This is a genomic window from Ruegeria sp. YTSA135, assembly GCF_059610165.1.
In genome coordinates, this window is sequence record NZ_JBXWNC010000001.1 from 1 (window position 1) to 15,513 (window position 15,513).

The following is a 15,513-nucleotide window of genomic DNA, read 5'->3' on the forward strand; positions in this document are numbered from 1 at the left end:
AATGACGGCAACGGCAACGGCGGCAACAACGGCGGCGGTGGCAATGACGGCAACGGCAACGGCGGCAACAACGGCGGTCCGGGCAACGGTAACGGAAACAACGAAAACACAGGAAACGGCGGAGGCAACACTAGCGGCTTCGGCCCCGGCACCGGAAACGGTGGCAGCAATAACGGCCAGGGCGACGGCGGAAACTCCGGCGGTGCAGGTACTGGCGGAGGCGCTGGCGGTGGTAACGCGGGCGGACCTGGCAGCGGCGGAGTATTCTAACCGAAAAGCGGAGCGTGGCTGCCGTTTCGTGACGTCTGGTCACCCAGCCAACTCAAAGAACGCCAATAGAACACTAAAATGGGCGGCCAGTCGGTCGCCCTTGGTTTTGACTTAACTTCCCCGAAACCGACAGAAAAATACGGGCGAACACAGGGGCTCAACTGCGGGCATATACGCCTACCCATCCGCTGGGCTTCCGCGGATTTTGCATCCGAAGAAACAGATACCGCGTCGCGGACCAAGACTTGATCTGATTGGTCAAGTTGTCCAAAACCAAATCCCCGCCCGCCGACCGATAAATCAGTACTGCATGCGAGTTACGCTTTGCATCCAGCACAGTAGCAATGAGCAATTTGCTGGGATCGACACCTGCGCGGATCAGATCGCGCTTTTTCAGCAAGGCAAAGTCTTCGCAATCCCCACCACGCGACGTCGGCAACGCCCATCTCTCGGCGGTTCTATACTGCGAAAAATCTGTCACCGAACGTGTTGTTGCATTCACTTGACGATTCACACGTTGAATAATCTTCATTTCTTGCTGGCTCGTCAGCGGCGCAGACGTTCTGGTCGCGCAGGCCCAACTGTACTTCCGGCACAATTGTCGGGCACCAGACGGTGGAGGTGAAACAGCAACTGCCTTTATAAAGCGGCCTTCGCTTGCGTCCGCGCCCGAGCCTGCAATCATCGCTCCGACAGCCAGGGCGCAAATGATAACAAGTCGACCTAAAGGCGATTTCAAGTGCGCAAATGAGGCTCTGACTTCAGTGCTCAACGGTTTCATGCCTGTTCCCCGATCTAAATTTACCCACTCGATTGCAAACAAACGGGACCGTAGATTGTTGTACCTTAATATCAATCGACGGGATCGCCTGTTCAATCAGAGGTGAAGTTGCAGGTAAAAAAAGGCGGAAATCCGTTCCACACTTTGACCATTTCAGGCAAGAATTGAGGGCGCACGGCCACAATTCCAAGAGAACTTGCGCGGTGAAACCCGGCAATTCACGTAGTAACCAATTGTAAAATTGAGACTAAATCGAGCAAGGAAATTTTAAGGCAGCCGAGGATCTCGACTGCCTGCTAGATTGGCTAAAATCCGCTTACACAACTTTTAGTTGCAGCTAAATCACGCGCTTTTGTTACTCTGTTATCTCAACAACCATAAGCTCACGCTCACTGGCGCCTCGTGCGTGGTCTAGCGCTTTCTGGTATTCGGGCGAGTTGTAACACTCAACGGCAGCTTCGACCGACGGAAACCGGGCAACCACGTTGCGTGGACGCTCTTTACCTTCCAACTGCACATAACGGGCGGCACGCGCGATAAACGCGCCCCCGTGCTTGGCAATCGCGGGGCCAGCCAATTCAGCATATTTACCGTAAGCTTCATTGTCGGTCACGGTCACGTGGGCAATCCAGAGTGCGGGCATCTTATCCTCCCAAAACTTGTTCGGCGGCTTTTATTGCCGCGTCGGAATTCGACGCATCGCGGCCACCGCCTTGCGCCATATCAGGACGTCCACCGCCGCCCTTGCCGCCTAATTCAGAAACAGCCGCCCGCACCAGATCGACCGCTGACACCTTGTCGATCAGGTCCGATGTAACACCAGCAGCCACAGCCGCCTTCCCGCCCGCATCGGCAATCAAAAGCACGGCACCCGAGCCCAAACGGCTTTTGTGTTCATCGATCAGCGCAGGCAGATCCTTGCCCGAAACCCCCGTCAGCGCCTGGGCCAGGAAAGGAACACCATTCACGTCGCGCGCCTCTGCCCCGCCCTGCCCTGAACCTCCGGCCATGGCCAGATCGCGACGCAGCTGAGCGACTTCATTTTGCAAAGCCTTACGCTCGTCCAGCAACGACTTGACCCTGCTGACAACGTCGTCTGGCTGCGCCTTTAGTTCCACCGCAATCTGACCTAACCGTTGATCTTGCGCCGACAGATGTCTCAGCGCCTCATCGCCAGTCAGAGCCTCAATCCGACGAACGCCCGCACTGCTGGCGCTATCACCAAGCACCACAAAGGTACCGATATCGCCAGTCTGTCGCACATGGGTGCCGCCGCATAGTTCGATTGACCAGGTTTCTCCATCCTGCCCTTTACCGGTAGGTGCCTTGCCCATTGAAACAACACGAACCTCGTCACCGTATTTTTCGCCAAACAAAGCCTGAGCACCCAATTCTCGCGCATCATCTGGCGTCATGACCCGCGTCTCAACGGCCGAGTTCTGGCGGATGAACGCGTTTACCTCGCGCTCGACCTTCTGAATTTCCTCTTGGCTGAGCGCCTTTGAGTGGCTGAAATCAAACCGCAACCGGTCAGCTGCATTCAACGAACCACGCTGAGCCACGTGATCGCCCAGCGTTTCGCGCAGGGCCTCGTGCAGCAGGTGCGTAGCAGAGTGGTTGGCCCGGATAGCCGTCCGCCGAACGTGATTCACTTCAAGTTCTACGGCGTCACCTTTCGACAAAGTGCCGCTAGCGACCGAGACCTTGTGGGCATAGATTTTACCATCGGCGAACTTCTTGGTGTCTTCGACATTCGCAACGTCATCACGGTTTTCCAAACGGCGGACTACGCCAGTGTCTCCAACCTGACCGCCTGCCTCACCATAGAATGGGGTCTGGTTCACGACGATCCATCCCCTGCCGCCCCTATCAATCTTGTCGACCAAAACGCCATCAATGATCAACGCAGCCACCTGACCTTCAGCCTTTTCGGTATCGTAGCCCAGAAAATCCGTCGCTCCGGCACCATCCAGCACATCAAACCACACAGCCTGATCCGCAGACTCACCCGACCCAGCCCATGCCGCCCGGGCCTTGGCCTTTTGCTCGGCCATGGCTGCATCAAAACCGTCCGTGTCCACAGTCCGGCCCTTCTCACGCAGTGCATCCTGCGTCAGGTCCAGCGGGAAACCATAAGTATCGTAAAGCTTAAACGCCGCCTCACCCGGCAGTGCTGCACCTTCAGGCAAGTCGGCAACTTCGTCATCCAGCAGCTTCAAACCGCGATCAAGTGTTTGCTTGAACCTCGTTTCCTCAAGCAACAACGTCTCTTCAATCAGCGCCTGTGCCTGACCCAGTTCCGAATACTGTGCGCCCATCAGTTGTGCCAGAGTGGGCACCAGACGATGCATCACCGGGTCTTTCGCACCCAGCAAATGCGCGTGGCGCATCGCCCGACGCATGATGCGGCGCAGTACGTATCCGCGACCGTCGTTCGACGGCATCACCCCATCCGCAATCAGGAAAGAAGTCGAACGTAGGTGGTCAGCGATGACCCGATGATGAACGTTCTGTTCGCCGTAAGGGTCAACGCCAGTGACGTCCGCCGAAGCCTCAATCAGTGTTTTGAACAGGTCGGTGTCATAGTTGTCGTGGCTGCCTTGCAGCAACGCGCCGATCCGTTCCAACCCCATGCCAGTGTCGATCGACTGCATATCCAGTTCGACCATCGAGCCGTCTTCGAACTGCTCGTTCTGCATGAAAACGATGTTCCAGATCTCAATGAAGCGGTCGCCATCTTCCTCGGCCGAACCCGGAGGGCCACCCCAGATATGATCCCCATGATCAAAGAATATTTCTGTGCACGGTCCGCAGGGGCCGGTCGGGCCCATCTGCCAGAAATTATCATTCGTCGCGATGCGAATGATCCTGTCTTCCGGTACGCCGACCTTCTTCCAGATCTCAAACGCCTCATCATCGGTATGATAGACCGTGGTCAGCAGGCGATTTTTATCGATCCCGAATTCCTTTGTTATCAATTCCCAAGCAAAGGGAATCGCGTCGTTCTTGAAGTAATCGCCGAACGAAAAGTTACCCAGCATTTCAAAGAAAGTATGGTGGCGCGCGGTATAGCCGACATTGTCCAGATCATTGTGCTTCCCGCCTGCGCGTACACATTTCTGCGCGGTGGTGGCACGCTGATAGTCTCGGGTTTCTACCCCGGTGAACAGGTTCTTGAACTGAACCATGCCGGAATTCACGAACATCAACGTCGGGTCATTGCGCGGAACCAGCGGGCTGGACGCGACCACCTCGTGCCCCTGCTTGGCAAAGTAGTTCAGAAAGGTTGATCGGATATCGTTCAGCGTTGGCATAAGGCTCTCTCAGCGCGCAATCATATTGTGTTGAAACGGGTTTAGCCCCCTCCTTTCGGATAGTCCACAGCATTGGCGGCCCTCAACGTCGCAAGGCGGCCCCGAAAGGCCGCCCCGCTCATACTGATTTCAAAGGTATTAAGCTTCGAGGATATCGTCATCCTCTGCCGCGCCTGGGGGCATGTCGAAATCCAAACCATGCGCTGCGCGAATTTTATCTTCGATTTCAAGTGCCGCGCGGCTGTTGTCGCGCAAGTACTGCTTGGCATTTTCACGCCCCTGCCCGATCCGTTCGTCGCCATAGCTGAACCACGAACCTGACTTTTCGACAACACCAGCCTTGACACCCAAATCCAGCAGCTCGCCCATTTTTGAGATACCTTCTCCGTACATGATGTCGAATTCCACCTGCTTGAACGGCGGCGCCACCTTGTTCTTTACGACCTTGACGCGGGTCTGGTTGCCGACAACTTCGTCACGGTCCTTGATCGCCCCAATACGGCGAATGTCCAGACGGACCGAGCTGTAGAACTTGAGCGCGTTACCGCCCGTCGTGGTTTCGGGGCTGCCAAACATCACACCGATTTTCATGCGAATCTGGTTGATGAAAATAACCATACAGTTCGAGCGGCTGATTGAGCCGGTCAGCTTGCGCATCGCCTGGCTCATCAATCGAGCCTGCACGCCGACATTGCTGTCCCCCATGTCGCCCTCAAGCTCGGATTTCGGCGTCAATGCCGCCACCGAGTCGACCACCACCATGTTCACCGCACCCGATCGCACCAGAGTATCGGTAATCTCAAGCGCCTGTTCACCAGTGTCAGGCTGCGAGATCAGCAACTCATCCAGATCAACACCCAGTTTGCGGGCATATTGCGGGTCAAGCGCGTGTTCGGCATCGACAAATGCGCAGACGCCACCGCGTTTCTGCTGCTCAGCAATGCAGTGCAGGGTCAACGTTGTCTTGCCTGAGCTTTCCGGGCCGTAGATCTCAACAATCCGCCCCATCGGCAAACCGCCGATCCCCAGCGCAATGTCCAAACCCAGCGAACCGGTTGAGCTTGCATCAATGTCCTGCTTGGCGTTTTCGCCCAGCTTCATGATCGAGCCTTTGCCAAACTGCCGCTCGATCTGTGCCAGCGCACTGTCGAGCGCCTTTTGCTTGTCTGCGTTTTTCTTATCGCTCATTGTCAGAAGATCCGCCATTGTCCTGTCGCCTTCCCTTTTGTCACACCCTTGATCGGGCGGCAATCGCTGCTTTGTTCGCCTCTTGTTCCTTATGAGACCAAAAAGAGAACATTTCAACTAAAACTTACAAAACTCACTGTTGGGGAATTGTGTTAAGAAGTCGTTTACGCCAATCTGCTCTGGTAAGTAAGATCTAAACAAGGCCAATAAATGCTTGTTTTCTATAAGGAACGCCTTGCGTTTTTAGCGGTTCCCAAAACCGGAAGCACAGCCTACCATACTGCCTTGCGCGACCGTGCCGATCTGGTGGTAACTGGTCCGCCGGACCTGAAACACGCCTCTGTCCGTCGCTACGACCGCTTTTTTCAGAACATTTTTCGAAAAATGTACGACACCGAGATGGAGATCATGGCCGTCGTGCGCGAACCGCTGGATTGGCTGGGCAGTTGGTATCGCTTTCGCAGCCGCGACGACCGGATCGGGCATCCGCACTCCACGCGGAATCTTAGCTTTGATGATTTTGTACGGGCCTACATGCGATCCCCCCGCCCGGAGTTTGCGGATGTCGGCAGCCAAAGCCAGTTTTTCCGCACCCGCAGTAACGGTGTGGGCGCAAGCCATGTCTTTAAGTATGAGAACCAGGGCAAGGTTCTGGACTTCCTGCAAGACCGGCTGAACATGCAGATCAATTTGCAGAAAGAAAATGTCTCACCCCAACGAGAGCTCTTCCTGTCGCGCACGACTGAAGGGGAATTTCGCAAAAGATATGCGACAGAATTCGCTTGTCACGAGGCAGCACGTTAGTTGAGCTGCTGAAAAACCGCTTCGGTCAATTGATTTAATGAGAACGGCTTTGGCAAAAAGGTCGAGTTTGTAATTTCCGGACCAGAATCACCAAACGCACCCTCTGTATAGCCAGACATGAAAATCACCTGAACGTCTGGTCGCGTCTCTTTGGCTTTCCGCACCCAGGTTGGGCCATCCATTCCGGGCATGACCACGTCTGTAACGAAAACATCTACATTCAGCGCACCATCCTCAAGCAGTCGCAGAGCCTCTTCTGCGGACCCGGCTTCGAGCACGGTGTACCCCTTTAGCCGCAAGGCGCGTGTCGCAAAAGCACGCACCGGTGCCTCATCTTCCACCAGCAGTACAACCCCTTCACCCTGTCGAGCGCTGCGTGAGTTGGCTGAGGGAAGCTTTTCCGCCTGCCCCTGCTGCGCATGAGTAGAGACGGGTAGGTAAACTGTAAATTCTGACCCATGCCCTTGAAAACTGTCGACGAAAATGAAACCACCTGTCTGCTTGACGATTCCGTACACTGTGGACAATCCCAGACCTGTGCCTTCGCCGGTGCGTTTGGTGGTATAGAAGGGCTCGAACACTTTTTGCAACTTGTCTGCCGGGATTCCCACACCGCTGTCGATCACTTTGACAGTAACGTATTCGCCCGGCTGAACAGTCGCCCGGTCACGGGTCAGAGGTGTGTTCAGCACAACCACCTCGGTCTCAATCCTGACCTCGCCACCATCTGGCATAGCGTCGCGGGCGTTCACAACAAGGTTCATAAGCACCTGCTCCAACTGCCTTTTGTCTGCCCTTACGGGCTTCAACACCGGATCATGACTGAGGATCAGGCGAATTTTCTCACCAACCAATCGGTTCAAGAGGTGGATCAAGTCCGAGATCGTATCCCGAAGGTCTAACACCTCGGGCTGGAGCGTTTGTTTCCGCGAGAAAGCCAGCAACTGACTGACCAAAGCGGCAGCCCTGTTTGCGTTTTGGTTGATCTGAACAAGATCACCATAGTCCGGATCACCTTGGTCATGCCTAAGCAACAGCAGGTCACAATGCCCCGAAATCGCAGTGAGAAGATTGTTGAAATCATGCGCAACACCACCGGCAAGCTGTCCGACGGCCTGCATTTTTTGCCCCTGCACGAACTGTGCCTCAAGTGTCTTGAGTTCCGTAGCATCGTTTAACACGGCAATCAGGCAAACCTGTCCCTTACTCACGACACGAGCCAATGTGACTTGAACAAAAACCTCTTTGTCCTGTCGGGTCAGTCGCAGGAACTCGGACCGTATTGTCGGCTCTTGCGCCGCTGTGAGGGCGAGCCAATCCAGGATTGGATGCCCAAGAGCTTGCATAATCTGATCGACATTGGTTTCCCCGGGCTCGATATCGCCAATCAGTTTGACGGCCAGGCGATTGGCCTCAAGAATACGACCATCCGGCGACAGGCACATGATAGGTACAGGTAGGTCAGTAAAGGATGTTCCATTTCCGTCCTTTTCAGCCTGCGCCATCGGTAAAATCAGCAAATCCCGCAGTATTCCCGAGCGGCCAAGCTCGTACACGGCGGCAGAAGCCGGGCCTTCTACCGTTTGGACCTCAGTGAGGTTGTCTTTTTCACGTGGCTCGCTGGTAAACACATCATGAAGCTTCTCAGGCCGACGCCCCAAAAAATGTGCTGCTGCATGATTTACTCGCAACAAAGTTCCGTTGCGCCCTTCGGTGACAACCGGCACACTTACCTCATCCCACTGCCCTGGAACATCCAGATGAAAACGCCAGCAAAACCGCCCGCTGCCTACATCGAACACAGAAACAGGAATGGTTGACCCGATCGTTACAACCTCTTCGTGCGCTTTGCCGTAAATCTCTGCCCTTGACTGCAGCCGCAACAATATCGCTGGAGGGTTCGCAAACATGGACTTAAGACACTGCTCCAACCGATTGCCGGGAAAGGCGCGTATGCGTGTTCGCGCCTCGGGGTTCGCAGTCAGAATGTCGCCCTGAGCATTTGCGATCACGCAGGGAACCAGCTCTTGTTCCGTAAACACAGCCATGGTTTTGACCACCTGCTGCGCAATGTGGTCTGCAATTACTCCGCGCACAACAACCAGTAATACAGCCGATAACATGGAAACCCCGGCCACAATGAATCCGGTGTGCCACATTTGCGGCAAGAGACCGACCACAGGCGAAAGGATCAGCAGCTCACCGATAACGACCAACGAGACGAGCCGCAGGCCGGAGGGTGTCTTTTTTGATGATGGATCAGAGAAAAATTCCGTGGCGTCGGTCATAAACAACTCAAGTCAGTAGGCTTTTTCCCAATCAGCCGAAATATGGTTAATATCCACTTAAGAGAAGCCGAACACTTTCGTTTAAGTTGCTAAACTCAGGCGCACTAGCGCGTCAAGTGTGCAGTGAAGAATCCGTCGGTCCCGTTCGTAACAAGCCACGTGTTACGAAATGTCTCTGACCACGCCGGATTTGCGGAAAGGAAAGCATCAACAACCGCGCCGTTTTCCTCATCAAGCATCGAGCACGTCGCATAAGCCAGCACGCCACCCTGGATCAGCATCGAAGACAGTTTTGTCAGAATTGACGATTGAATCTCTGTCAATTCCATCAGCCGCGCCTCTGTCAACGCCCATTTCCCCGCCGGAGCCCGACGCCACGAGCCGCTGCCAGAACATGGTGCATCGGCAAGTATGACATCGAACGGTGCGTGTCGATCAAGCTCTGCCGTTGAAACAAGCTCGACCCGCGCGCCAGCTCGCTCAGCCCGCGACGGAAGATCACGCAGCCGGTCGGGGTTAACATCATGCGCGAACACTTTAACGTCCTGATGCACCGCCAACGCCAATGACTTTCCACCACCACCGGCGCAATAGTCCAGAACACGCAGCCCCGGACGCAGATTCAGCGCAGCGACAACCGCCTGGCTGGCCGCATCCTGAAGCTCGACAAGGCCGTCTCGATAAGCTGTGCTCTGACTGATTTTGCGGGCGCCCTCTTCAACCTCTAAGGCCGTACCACAAGCCGGGTGCGAAACAGCCACAATATCTTCCGCAGCCAAGGCCGCGACAGCCGTCGACACGTCCGCCTTGATGAGATTGACCCGCAGATGTACCGGTGCACGATGTTGCAACGTTTGCGCCACCGAAGCTGCCTGATTGCCCAGCGAAGACTGAAATCTGGGCCATAACCATTCCGGAATATCCAAGCGTTCGGCGTCCGTATCAAAATCACGCCCCACCTCACCTGCGGTCACGACGGGTGGCGCGTGGCGCACACCCGAGAACAGGTCACTCACCGGCTCGTCTTTTGCCCGAACGGCCCCGATCATCAGGCCACGTCCGGTCTCTGATCCTCCAAGTGCCGCAAAAGACCGCTTGCATCGAATTGCGGAAAAAACGTGATCCCGTACCGCTGCGCGATCTTTCGACCCTGCAAACCGGCTTCGACGCGCCCAGTTGGTCAGCGACTTTTCAACGGGCATACCGGCAATTATCTCGTCAAGGATTTCTATCGAAGCTTGAATACGAGCGGCCGGGGTCATGGTGTCTTCCATTGTTGTAGACAAGGCGCAGAAACCTGCGCCACGATAGCAAAACGGCGCCCTGTTCCGGACGCCGCATTATACGAAAACCTGCGCTTACATCACACGGTAGTTCGGGCTTTCCCGGGTTATCTGCACATCATGCACATGGCTTTCCTTCAGGCCCGCACCCGTGATTTTAACGAAGCTGCAGTTTCTGCGCATCTCTTCCACTGTCGCACAGCCAGTATAGCCCATCGCCGCACGCAGGCCGCCGACAAGTTGGTGAACCACTGCGCTGGCCGAGCCTTTGTACGGCACTTGTCCTTCGATCCCTTCGGGCACCAGCTTGTCATTTGCTGCATCCTTCTGGAAATAACGATCCGCCGAGCCGCGCGCCATTGCACCAAGGCTGCCCATGCCGCGATATGACTTGAACGAACGGCCTTGGTACAGGATCACTTCGCCTGGGCTTTCGTCAGTACCTGCGATCATCGAACCGACCATGGCGCAGGATGCACCCGCCGCAATCGCCTTGGCAAAATCGCCCGAGAATTTGATGCCGCCATCGGCAATCACCGGAACATCCCCGGCGGCGGTCGCGCAGTCCATGATTGCCGTCAGCTGAGGCACGCCGACTCCAGCCACCATGCGCGTGGTACAGATAGAACCGGGCCCGATGCCGACCTTGATTGCATCCGCCCCGGCGTCGATCAGAGCCTTGGTCGCCTCGCCCGTGGCGACGTTACCGGCGATAATCTGCACCTCGTTCGACAGCGTCTTGGCGCGCTTCACCGCGTCTATAACGCCTTGCGAATGTCCATGTGCCGTATCCACAACGATGATATCGACGCCGGAATCCACCAATTGTTCCGACCGTGCAAATCCTTCATCACCAACCGAGGTCGCCGCAGCCACTCGCAAACGACCCAAATGGTCTTTGCAGGCGGTCGGGTTCAGAACGGCCTGTTCGGTGTCTTTTAGCGTCAAAAGACCGGTCAGCTTGCCTTTACCATCTACCACCAACAGCTTTTCGATACGCCGCGCCCGCATTAGGCTTTTGGCCTCTTCCAAATCAGCAGGTTCTTGCAGCATCGCCAAATTGTCCGAGGTCATCATTGCCTTGATCGGCGTATCGTCCGAGGTCGCGAACCGCATGTCACGGTTGGTCACGATGCCAACCACACGGCCTCCATCGTCAACAACCGGAAAACCGGTGAAGTTGTACCGCTGCACCAACGCCTGAGCGTCTGCCAATGTCTGATCGGCGCGCAGCGTGACGGGGTTGTAGACGATACCTGATTCAAACCGCTTGACCCTGCGTACCTCGCGAGACTGTTCTTCTATTGTCAGGTTCTTGTGAATGACGCCAATGCCGCCGGCCTGCGCCATGGCTATGGCCATGCGCGCCTCGGTCACCGTATCCATCGCCGAGCTGAGCAACGGGATGTTCATCTTGATTGCACGGGTCACGCGAGTGGTCGTGTCCGCCTTGGCAGGCAGCACCGTCGATGCCCCCGGAACCAAAAGTACGTCGTCAAAGGTGAGTGCCTCACGAATCTGCATCTGCTACCCTCATGCATAAGCCCGTTTGGCGGTGACCCTATTACATGGATTTACGCCAAGTAAAAGCCCCTGACCCAAACTAGTTTTCTCCTACGGACAGATGCCACGCCAAAAAACGACGCTCACAGTTTCAAAGGTGCCGCTGAATGGCCTTTCCCTTTGCGCGCAAACCCATATCTTGCGCGGCATACGCGCGAATTCAAAAAGGCAGGCCAGACATGACCACCGACCCTCTTGTTGTCTTTACCCCATCGGGCAAACGCGGGCATTTCCCTGTTGGCACCCCGGTTCTGACTGCGGCCCGGCAGTTGGGCGTAGATTTGGACTCGGTCTGCGGCGGGCGTGGAATATGTTCGAAATGTCAGATCACGCCCAGCTATGGCGAGTTTCCCAAACACGGCGTGACGGTATCGGATGGCGCGCTGAGCGAATGGAACGCGGTAGAACAACGCTATGATGACAAGCGCGGTCTGAAACCGGGCCGTCGTCTGGGCTGTCAGGCAACGGTCCAGGGCGATATCGTGATCGACGTGCCGCCAGAAAGTCAGGTACACCGCCAGGTCGTCCGCAAGGCCGCAACGGCCCGCGCTATCACGATGGACCCGGCAACGCGGCTGTATTTCGTTGTCGTGGAAGAGCCCGACATGCACTCACCCACCGGCGATTTGGAGCGTTTGGAGCGCGCTCTGCGCGAGCAATGGCAAATCGACGCCGTAACCGCCGATCTGTCGCTGATGTCCAAGCTGCAGCCGGTTCTGCGAAAAGGAAAATGGGAAGTCACGGTTGCCCTTCACAAGGGTCACAAGGACCCGGTCGCGCGCATCGTTGAAATCTGGCCCGGCTTGCATGAAAGCGGGCTTTACGGTCTGGCCATCGACCTTGGTTCAACCACCATCGCGGCACATCTGACCGATCTGGAAACCGGAGAGGTCAAAGCCTCCTCAGGACTGATGAACCCACAGATTCGGTTCGGCGAAGACCTGATGAGCCGAGTGTCCTACTCCATGATGAACCCCGGCGGCGATCAAGAGATGACGAAGGCCGTACGCGAGGCGATCAATGACCTGACCACCTCGATTGCTGAAGAGGCCGGGATCGACGCCGACCTGATTGTCGAGACGGTCTTTGTCTGCAACCCGGTCATGCACCATCTGCTGCTTGGGCTGGATCCGGTGGAACTGGGCCAGGCACCTTTCGCGTTGGCGACCTCTGAGAGCATCTCGTTGCCCGCGCGCGAAATGGACCTGACCAATATGAACCCGCGTGCGCAGGTTTACATCCTGCCTTGTATCGCGGGCCATGTCGGCGCGGACTGTGCCGCCGTGGCATTATCAGAAGAGCCGGGCAAGTCTGATGACCTTGTGCTGATCGTTGACGTGGGTACAAACGCCGAGCTTCTGCTTGGCAACACCAGCCGCGTTCTGGCCTGTTCCTCGCCGACGGGTCCGGCGTTTGAGGGTGCGCAGATCAGTTCCGGCCAACGCGCCGCACCCGGCGCGATCGAGCGTATCGAGATCGACCCCGCAACCAAAGAGCCACGCTTTCGCGTCATCGGATCGGAGAAATGGTCCAACGAAGAAGGTTTCTATCAGGATGTCGCAACGACCGGTATTACCGGCATCTGCGGATCCGGCATCATCGAGGCTGTCGCCGAAATGCGTATTGCTGGCCTGGTGGACGAAAGCGGACTGATCGGGTCGGCCGAGCAAACCGGCACCTCTCGTTGCGTTCCCGAGGGTCGCACGCATGCCTATCTGATCCACGATGCCAGCGCCGAGGGCGGCCCGCGCATTACTGTGACCCAAGGCGACATCCGCGCCATCCAACTGGCGAAATCAGCGCTACACGCAGGTGCCCGCCTGCTGATGGACGAAATGAAGGTCGACAAAGTGGATCGTGTGGTACTGGCCGGGGCATTTGGCGCCCATATCTCAACCAAACACGCCATGGTTCTGGGCATGATCCCAGACGCGCCGCTGGACCACGTGACAAGTGCAGGCAACGCCGCAGGAACCGGCGCGCGGATCGCCCTGTGCAACATCGCAGCCCGGGCCGAGATTGAACGTGTTGTGCGTGAAATCACCAAGGTCGAAACCGCGATTGAGCCCAAGTTTCAGGAACATTTCGTCGCCGCCAACGCAATCCCACACAAAACCGACCCGTTCCCGGAACTGGCGCAGGTGGTCAGCTTGCCCTCGCCCACGTTCAACACGGGCGGAGGGGATGAGGAAAAGTCTGGCCGCCGTCGCCGTCGCCGGTCATAGTCGCCTCACTGGCAGGAGGTCATCATGCACGTTGCGAACGAAGAACAGGCTGAATACTGGGGAAGCTCGCCCTCTGGTGCCAAATGGCTGACCTATGAGGAGCAAATGGATGAGTTGCTTGAACCAGTTCTTGATCTGGTCTTCGAGCGCGCGAATCTGCAGCCCGGCATGCGTGTGCTGGATATCGGCTGCGGCACTGGGGCAAGCTCGGTAAGGGCCGCGCAGATAGTCGGCAACACCGGGCATGTCCTTGCCGCAGATTTGGCGCAGCCGTTTCTGAACCGCGCCGCACAGCGGGCTGCAGAGCATGGGTTGGACAACATAGGTTTTCAGTACGCAGATGTTCAGACCTATCCGTTTACAGAGGCTGATCGCGACGCGATGATCTCGCGTTTTGGGGTCATGTTCTTCGAAGACCCGGTTGCGGCCTTTGCCAACATAGGCCACGCGTTGAGACCGGGCGGTCAGATGACCTTTGCCGCTTGGGGACCGCTGAGCGGAAACCCATGGTTCAAGATACCGCATATCGCGGCCTGCGCACGATTGGGCAACCCACCACCCATGGACCGAAACGCCCCCGGCCCCCTGGCCTTTCACGACCAGGATCGGGTGTCGGGTCTCTTGGCGGACGCTGGGCTGACCGAAATCGTTGTAGACCAAGTGCCCACCCATCTGCACATTCGTAGTACGCTGGAAGTCTGCGCCAAGCTCTGCACGCGTATCGGGCCTGCTGCCCGGCTGATCACCCTTTTCGAAGGCGACGACCAAGACGTCCTGGCGATTCAACAGGCGGTGGCTGAAGCCTTTCGACCTTTTGCCACCAAAAACACCGTTGAAATTCCGGCGCTGATCAATCTGTTTCAGGCGCGACGACCTGAGACCGGCTAGACCGTCGGCGCGTTATTCGGGTGAAAGCGACTTTTCGCAGCGCCGCACCTACTCGGTCCGGGCGCGCAAACTATCGATTAGAGACTGATCAACATCCAGAACCTTGCAAGCCGCATCCAACGTACGCTTGTCCAAATGCTGAGGGTTCAGATCAATATCCTTCGAAAACGTGTCCACAATGGCTCGCATGGCGGCGACTCTTGCATATTTCTTGTTGTTAGCCGGGATCACATGCCACGGAGCAATATCCGTTGATGTTCGAGCAAACATCTCATCAACTGCAACCTTGGCTTCAGCCCAACGCTCTCGGTTTCGAAAATCTTCATAGGTCAATTTCCAGCGTTTCATCGGGTTACGCAAACGCTCGGTGAACCGTCTCGTCTGTTCTTCCTGAGAGATGTGGAAGAATAGCTTCACGATCCTTGCGCCATCATCAATCAACATCCGCTCAAAATCGTTGATCTCGCGATAGGCCGCCCGCCAGCGCTTTTCCGGCGTGAACTTTTCAAGCCGCTCCACCATTACGCGTCCGTACCAACTGCGGTCGAAGGCAGAGATGGCACCTTCCGGAGGCAAACGCTCCCAGAAACGCAACAAGTAATGGCGGTTCAGATAGTAGTTTCTGGGGGCTCCGATCGGCCAGACCTTGAAACTGCGCGGGTCCAATGCCTGACTAATCCGTCGAATTGTGCCGCCCTTGCCAGCCGCATCCCAACCTTCAAAAACAAGCACTCCTTTCACGCCGTGAAACAAAAACGCTTGCTGGATCACGGCCAAGTGCGCCTGCAGATTGACCAGTTCTTGAAAATAAACCTTTTTTTCCAGACGCTTACTCAAGTCGGCGTCCGCCAATTTCGGAGGGGTGTGTTCTTTCATTTCAAAACCTGATCCTTGCCGCGAGAATCCCAG

General features: G+C 56.4%; 12 protein-coding genes. 4 read left to right on the forward strand and 8 right to left on the reverse strand.

Features of this window, described 5'->3' with window-relative positions:
* Window positions 1-270, forward strand: a 270-nt coding sequence (locus AC2FIT_RS00005; RefSeq protein ID WP_496825495.1) for a hypothetical protein, incomplete at its 5' end; no start/stop codon positions are given.
* A gap of 157 nt (window positions 271-427) precedes the next feature.
* Here AC2FIT_RS00005 and AC2FIT_RS00010 read toward each other — a convergent pair.
* The 4 genes from AC2FIT_RS00010 to recA form a co-directional block, all read right to left on the reverse strand.
* A complete protein-coding gene (locus AC2FIT_RS00010; RefSeq protein ID WP_496825496.1) occupies window positions 428-1,093 on the reverse strand; it encodes a transglutaminase-like cysteine peptidase in 666 nt (221 codons plus the stop codon).
* Window positions 1,094-1,406: 313 nt separating this feature from the next.
* Window positions 1,407-1,694 (reverse strand): DUF1330 domain-containing protein, encoded by a 288-nt coding sequence (locus AC2FIT_RS00015; RefSeq protein ID WP_496825497.1) that lies wholly within the window; start codon window positions 1,692-1,694, stop codon window positions 1,407-1,409.
* 1 nt (window position 1,695) lies between these two features.
* Entirely contained in the window at window positions 1,696-4,365 is a 2,670-nt protein-coding gene (gene alaS, locus AC2FIT_RS00020; protein WP_496825499.1) for an alanine--tRNA ligase, read from the reverse strand.
* A gap of 138 nt (window positions 4,366-4,503) precedes the next feature.
* A complete protein-coding gene (gene recA / locus AC2FIT_RS00025; protein ID WP_068331329.1) occupies window positions 4,504-5,571 on the reverse strand; it encodes a recombinase RecA in 1,068 nt (355 codons plus the stop codon).
* A gap of 192 nt (window positions 5,572-5,763) precedes the next feature.
* Here recA and AC2FIT_RS00030 point away from each other — a divergent pair, with 192 nt between their 5' ends.
* Window positions 5,764-6,357: a gamma-glutamyl kinase gene (locus AC2FIT_RS00030; RefSeq protein ID WP_496825500.1), complete on the forward strand. Its 594-nt coding sequence runs from the start codon at window positions 5,764-5,766 to the stop codon at window positions 6,355-6,357.
* On the opposite strand, the gene AC2FIT_RS00035 is transcribed toward AC2FIT_RS00030, so the two are convergent.
* From AC2FIT_RS00035 to guaB, 3 genes are all read right to left on the reverse strand, one after another.
* The gene (locus tag AC2FIT_RS00035; RefSeq protein WP_496825502.1) at window positions 6,354-8,645 is read right to left on the reverse strand and encodes an ATP-binding protein; all 2,292 of its coding nucleotides are present in this window, start codon (window positions 8,643-8,645) and stop codon (window positions 6,354-6,356) included. The two genes, AC2FIT_RS00030 and AC2FIT_RS00035, sit on opposite strands and share 4 nt — an antisense overlap.
* Window positions 8,646-8,749: 104 nt before the next feature.
* Window positions 8,750-9,907 (reverse strand): RsmB/NOP family class I SAM-dependent RNA methyltransferase, encoded by a 1,158-nt coding sequence (locus AC2FIT_RS00040; RefSeq protein ID WP_496826462.1) that lies wholly within the window; start codon window positions 9,905-9,907, stop codon window positions 8,750-8,752.
* Window positions 9,908-10,003: 96 nt separating this feature from the next.
* Window positions 10,004-11,452, reverse strand: coding sequence for an IMP dehydrogenase (guaB, locus tag AC2FIT_RS00045; RefSeq protein WP_496825503.1), 1,449 nt, complete (start codon window positions 11,450-11,452; stop codon window positions 10,004-10,006).
* Between the two features lie 218 nt (window positions 11,453-11,670).
* On the opposite strand from guaB, the gene AC2FIT_RS00050 reads away from it, so the two are divergent.
* Together AC2FIT_RS00050 and AC2FIT_RS00055 are read left to right on the forward strand one after the other, a co-directional pair.
* Complete coding sequence (locus AC2FIT_RS00050; RefSeq protein ID WP_496825504.1) at window positions 11,671-13,716, forward strand: ASKHA domain-containing protein; 2,046 nt, start codon at window positions 11,671-11,673, stop codon at window positions 13,714-13,716.
* A gap of 24 nt (window positions 13,717-13,740) precedes the next feature.
* Window positions 13,741-14,604 (forward strand): class I SAM-dependent methyltransferase, encoded by an 864-nt coding sequence (locus tag AC2FIT_RS00055; protein WP_496825506.1) that lies wholly within the window; start codon window positions 13,741-13,743, stop codon window positions 14,602-14,604.
* A gap of 48 nt (window positions 14,605-14,652) precedes the next feature.
* Here the strand turns inward: AC2FIT_RS00055 and AC2FIT_RS00060 are convergent, their stop codons facing one another.
* Entirely contained in the window at window positions 14,653-15,480 is an 828-nt protein-coding gene (locus tag AC2FIT_RS00060; RefSeq protein ID WP_496825508.1) for a polyphosphate kinase 2 family protein, read from the reverse strand.
* Between the last annotated feature and the right edge of the window lie 33 nt (window positions 15,481-15,513).

Excerpts from the sequence above, each read along its gene's own strand:
- AC2FIT_RS00015 (WP_496825497.1), bottom strand. The coding sequence starts at position 1,694 with ATGCCCGCACTCTGGATTGCCCACGTGACCGTGACCGACAATGAAGCT.
- alaS (WP_496825499.1), bottom strand. The coding sequence starts at position 4,365 with ATGCCAACGCTGAACGATATCCGATCAACCTTTCTGAACTACTTTGCC.
- recA (WP_068331329.1), bottom strand. The coding sequence starts at position 5,571 with ATGGCGGATCTTCTGACAATGAGCGATAAGAAAAACGCAGACAAGCAA.
- AC2FIT_RS00030 (WP_496825500.1), top strand. The coding sequence starts at position 5,764 with ATGCTTGTTTTCTATAAGGAACGCCTTGCGTTTTTAGCGGTTCCCAAA.
- AC2FIT_RS00035 (WP_496825502.1), bottom strand. The coding sequence starts at position 8,645 with ATGACCGACGCCACGGAATTTTTCTCTGATCCATCATCAAAAAAGACA.
- AC2FIT_RS00040 (WP_496826462.1), bottom strand. The coding sequence starts at position 9,907 with ATGACCCCGGCCGCTCGTATTCAAGCTTCGATAGAAATCCTTGACGAG.
- guaB (WP_496825503.1), bottom strand. The coding sequence starts at position 11,452 with ATGCAGATTCGTGAGGCACTCACCTTTGACGACGTACTTTTGGTTCCG.
- AC2FIT_RS00050 (WP_496825504.1), top strand. The coding sequence starts at position 11,671 with ATGACCACCGACCCTCTTGTTGTCTTTACCCCATCGGGCAAACGCGGG.
- AC2FIT_RS00055 (WP_496825506.1), top strand. The coding sequence starts at position 13,741 with ATGCACGTTGCGAACGAAGAACAGGCTGAATACTGGGGAAGCTCGCCC.
- AC2FIT_RS00060 (WP_496825508.1), bottom strand. The coding sequence starts at position 15,480 with ATGAAAGAACACACCCCTCCGAAATTGGCGGACGCCGACTTGAGTAAG.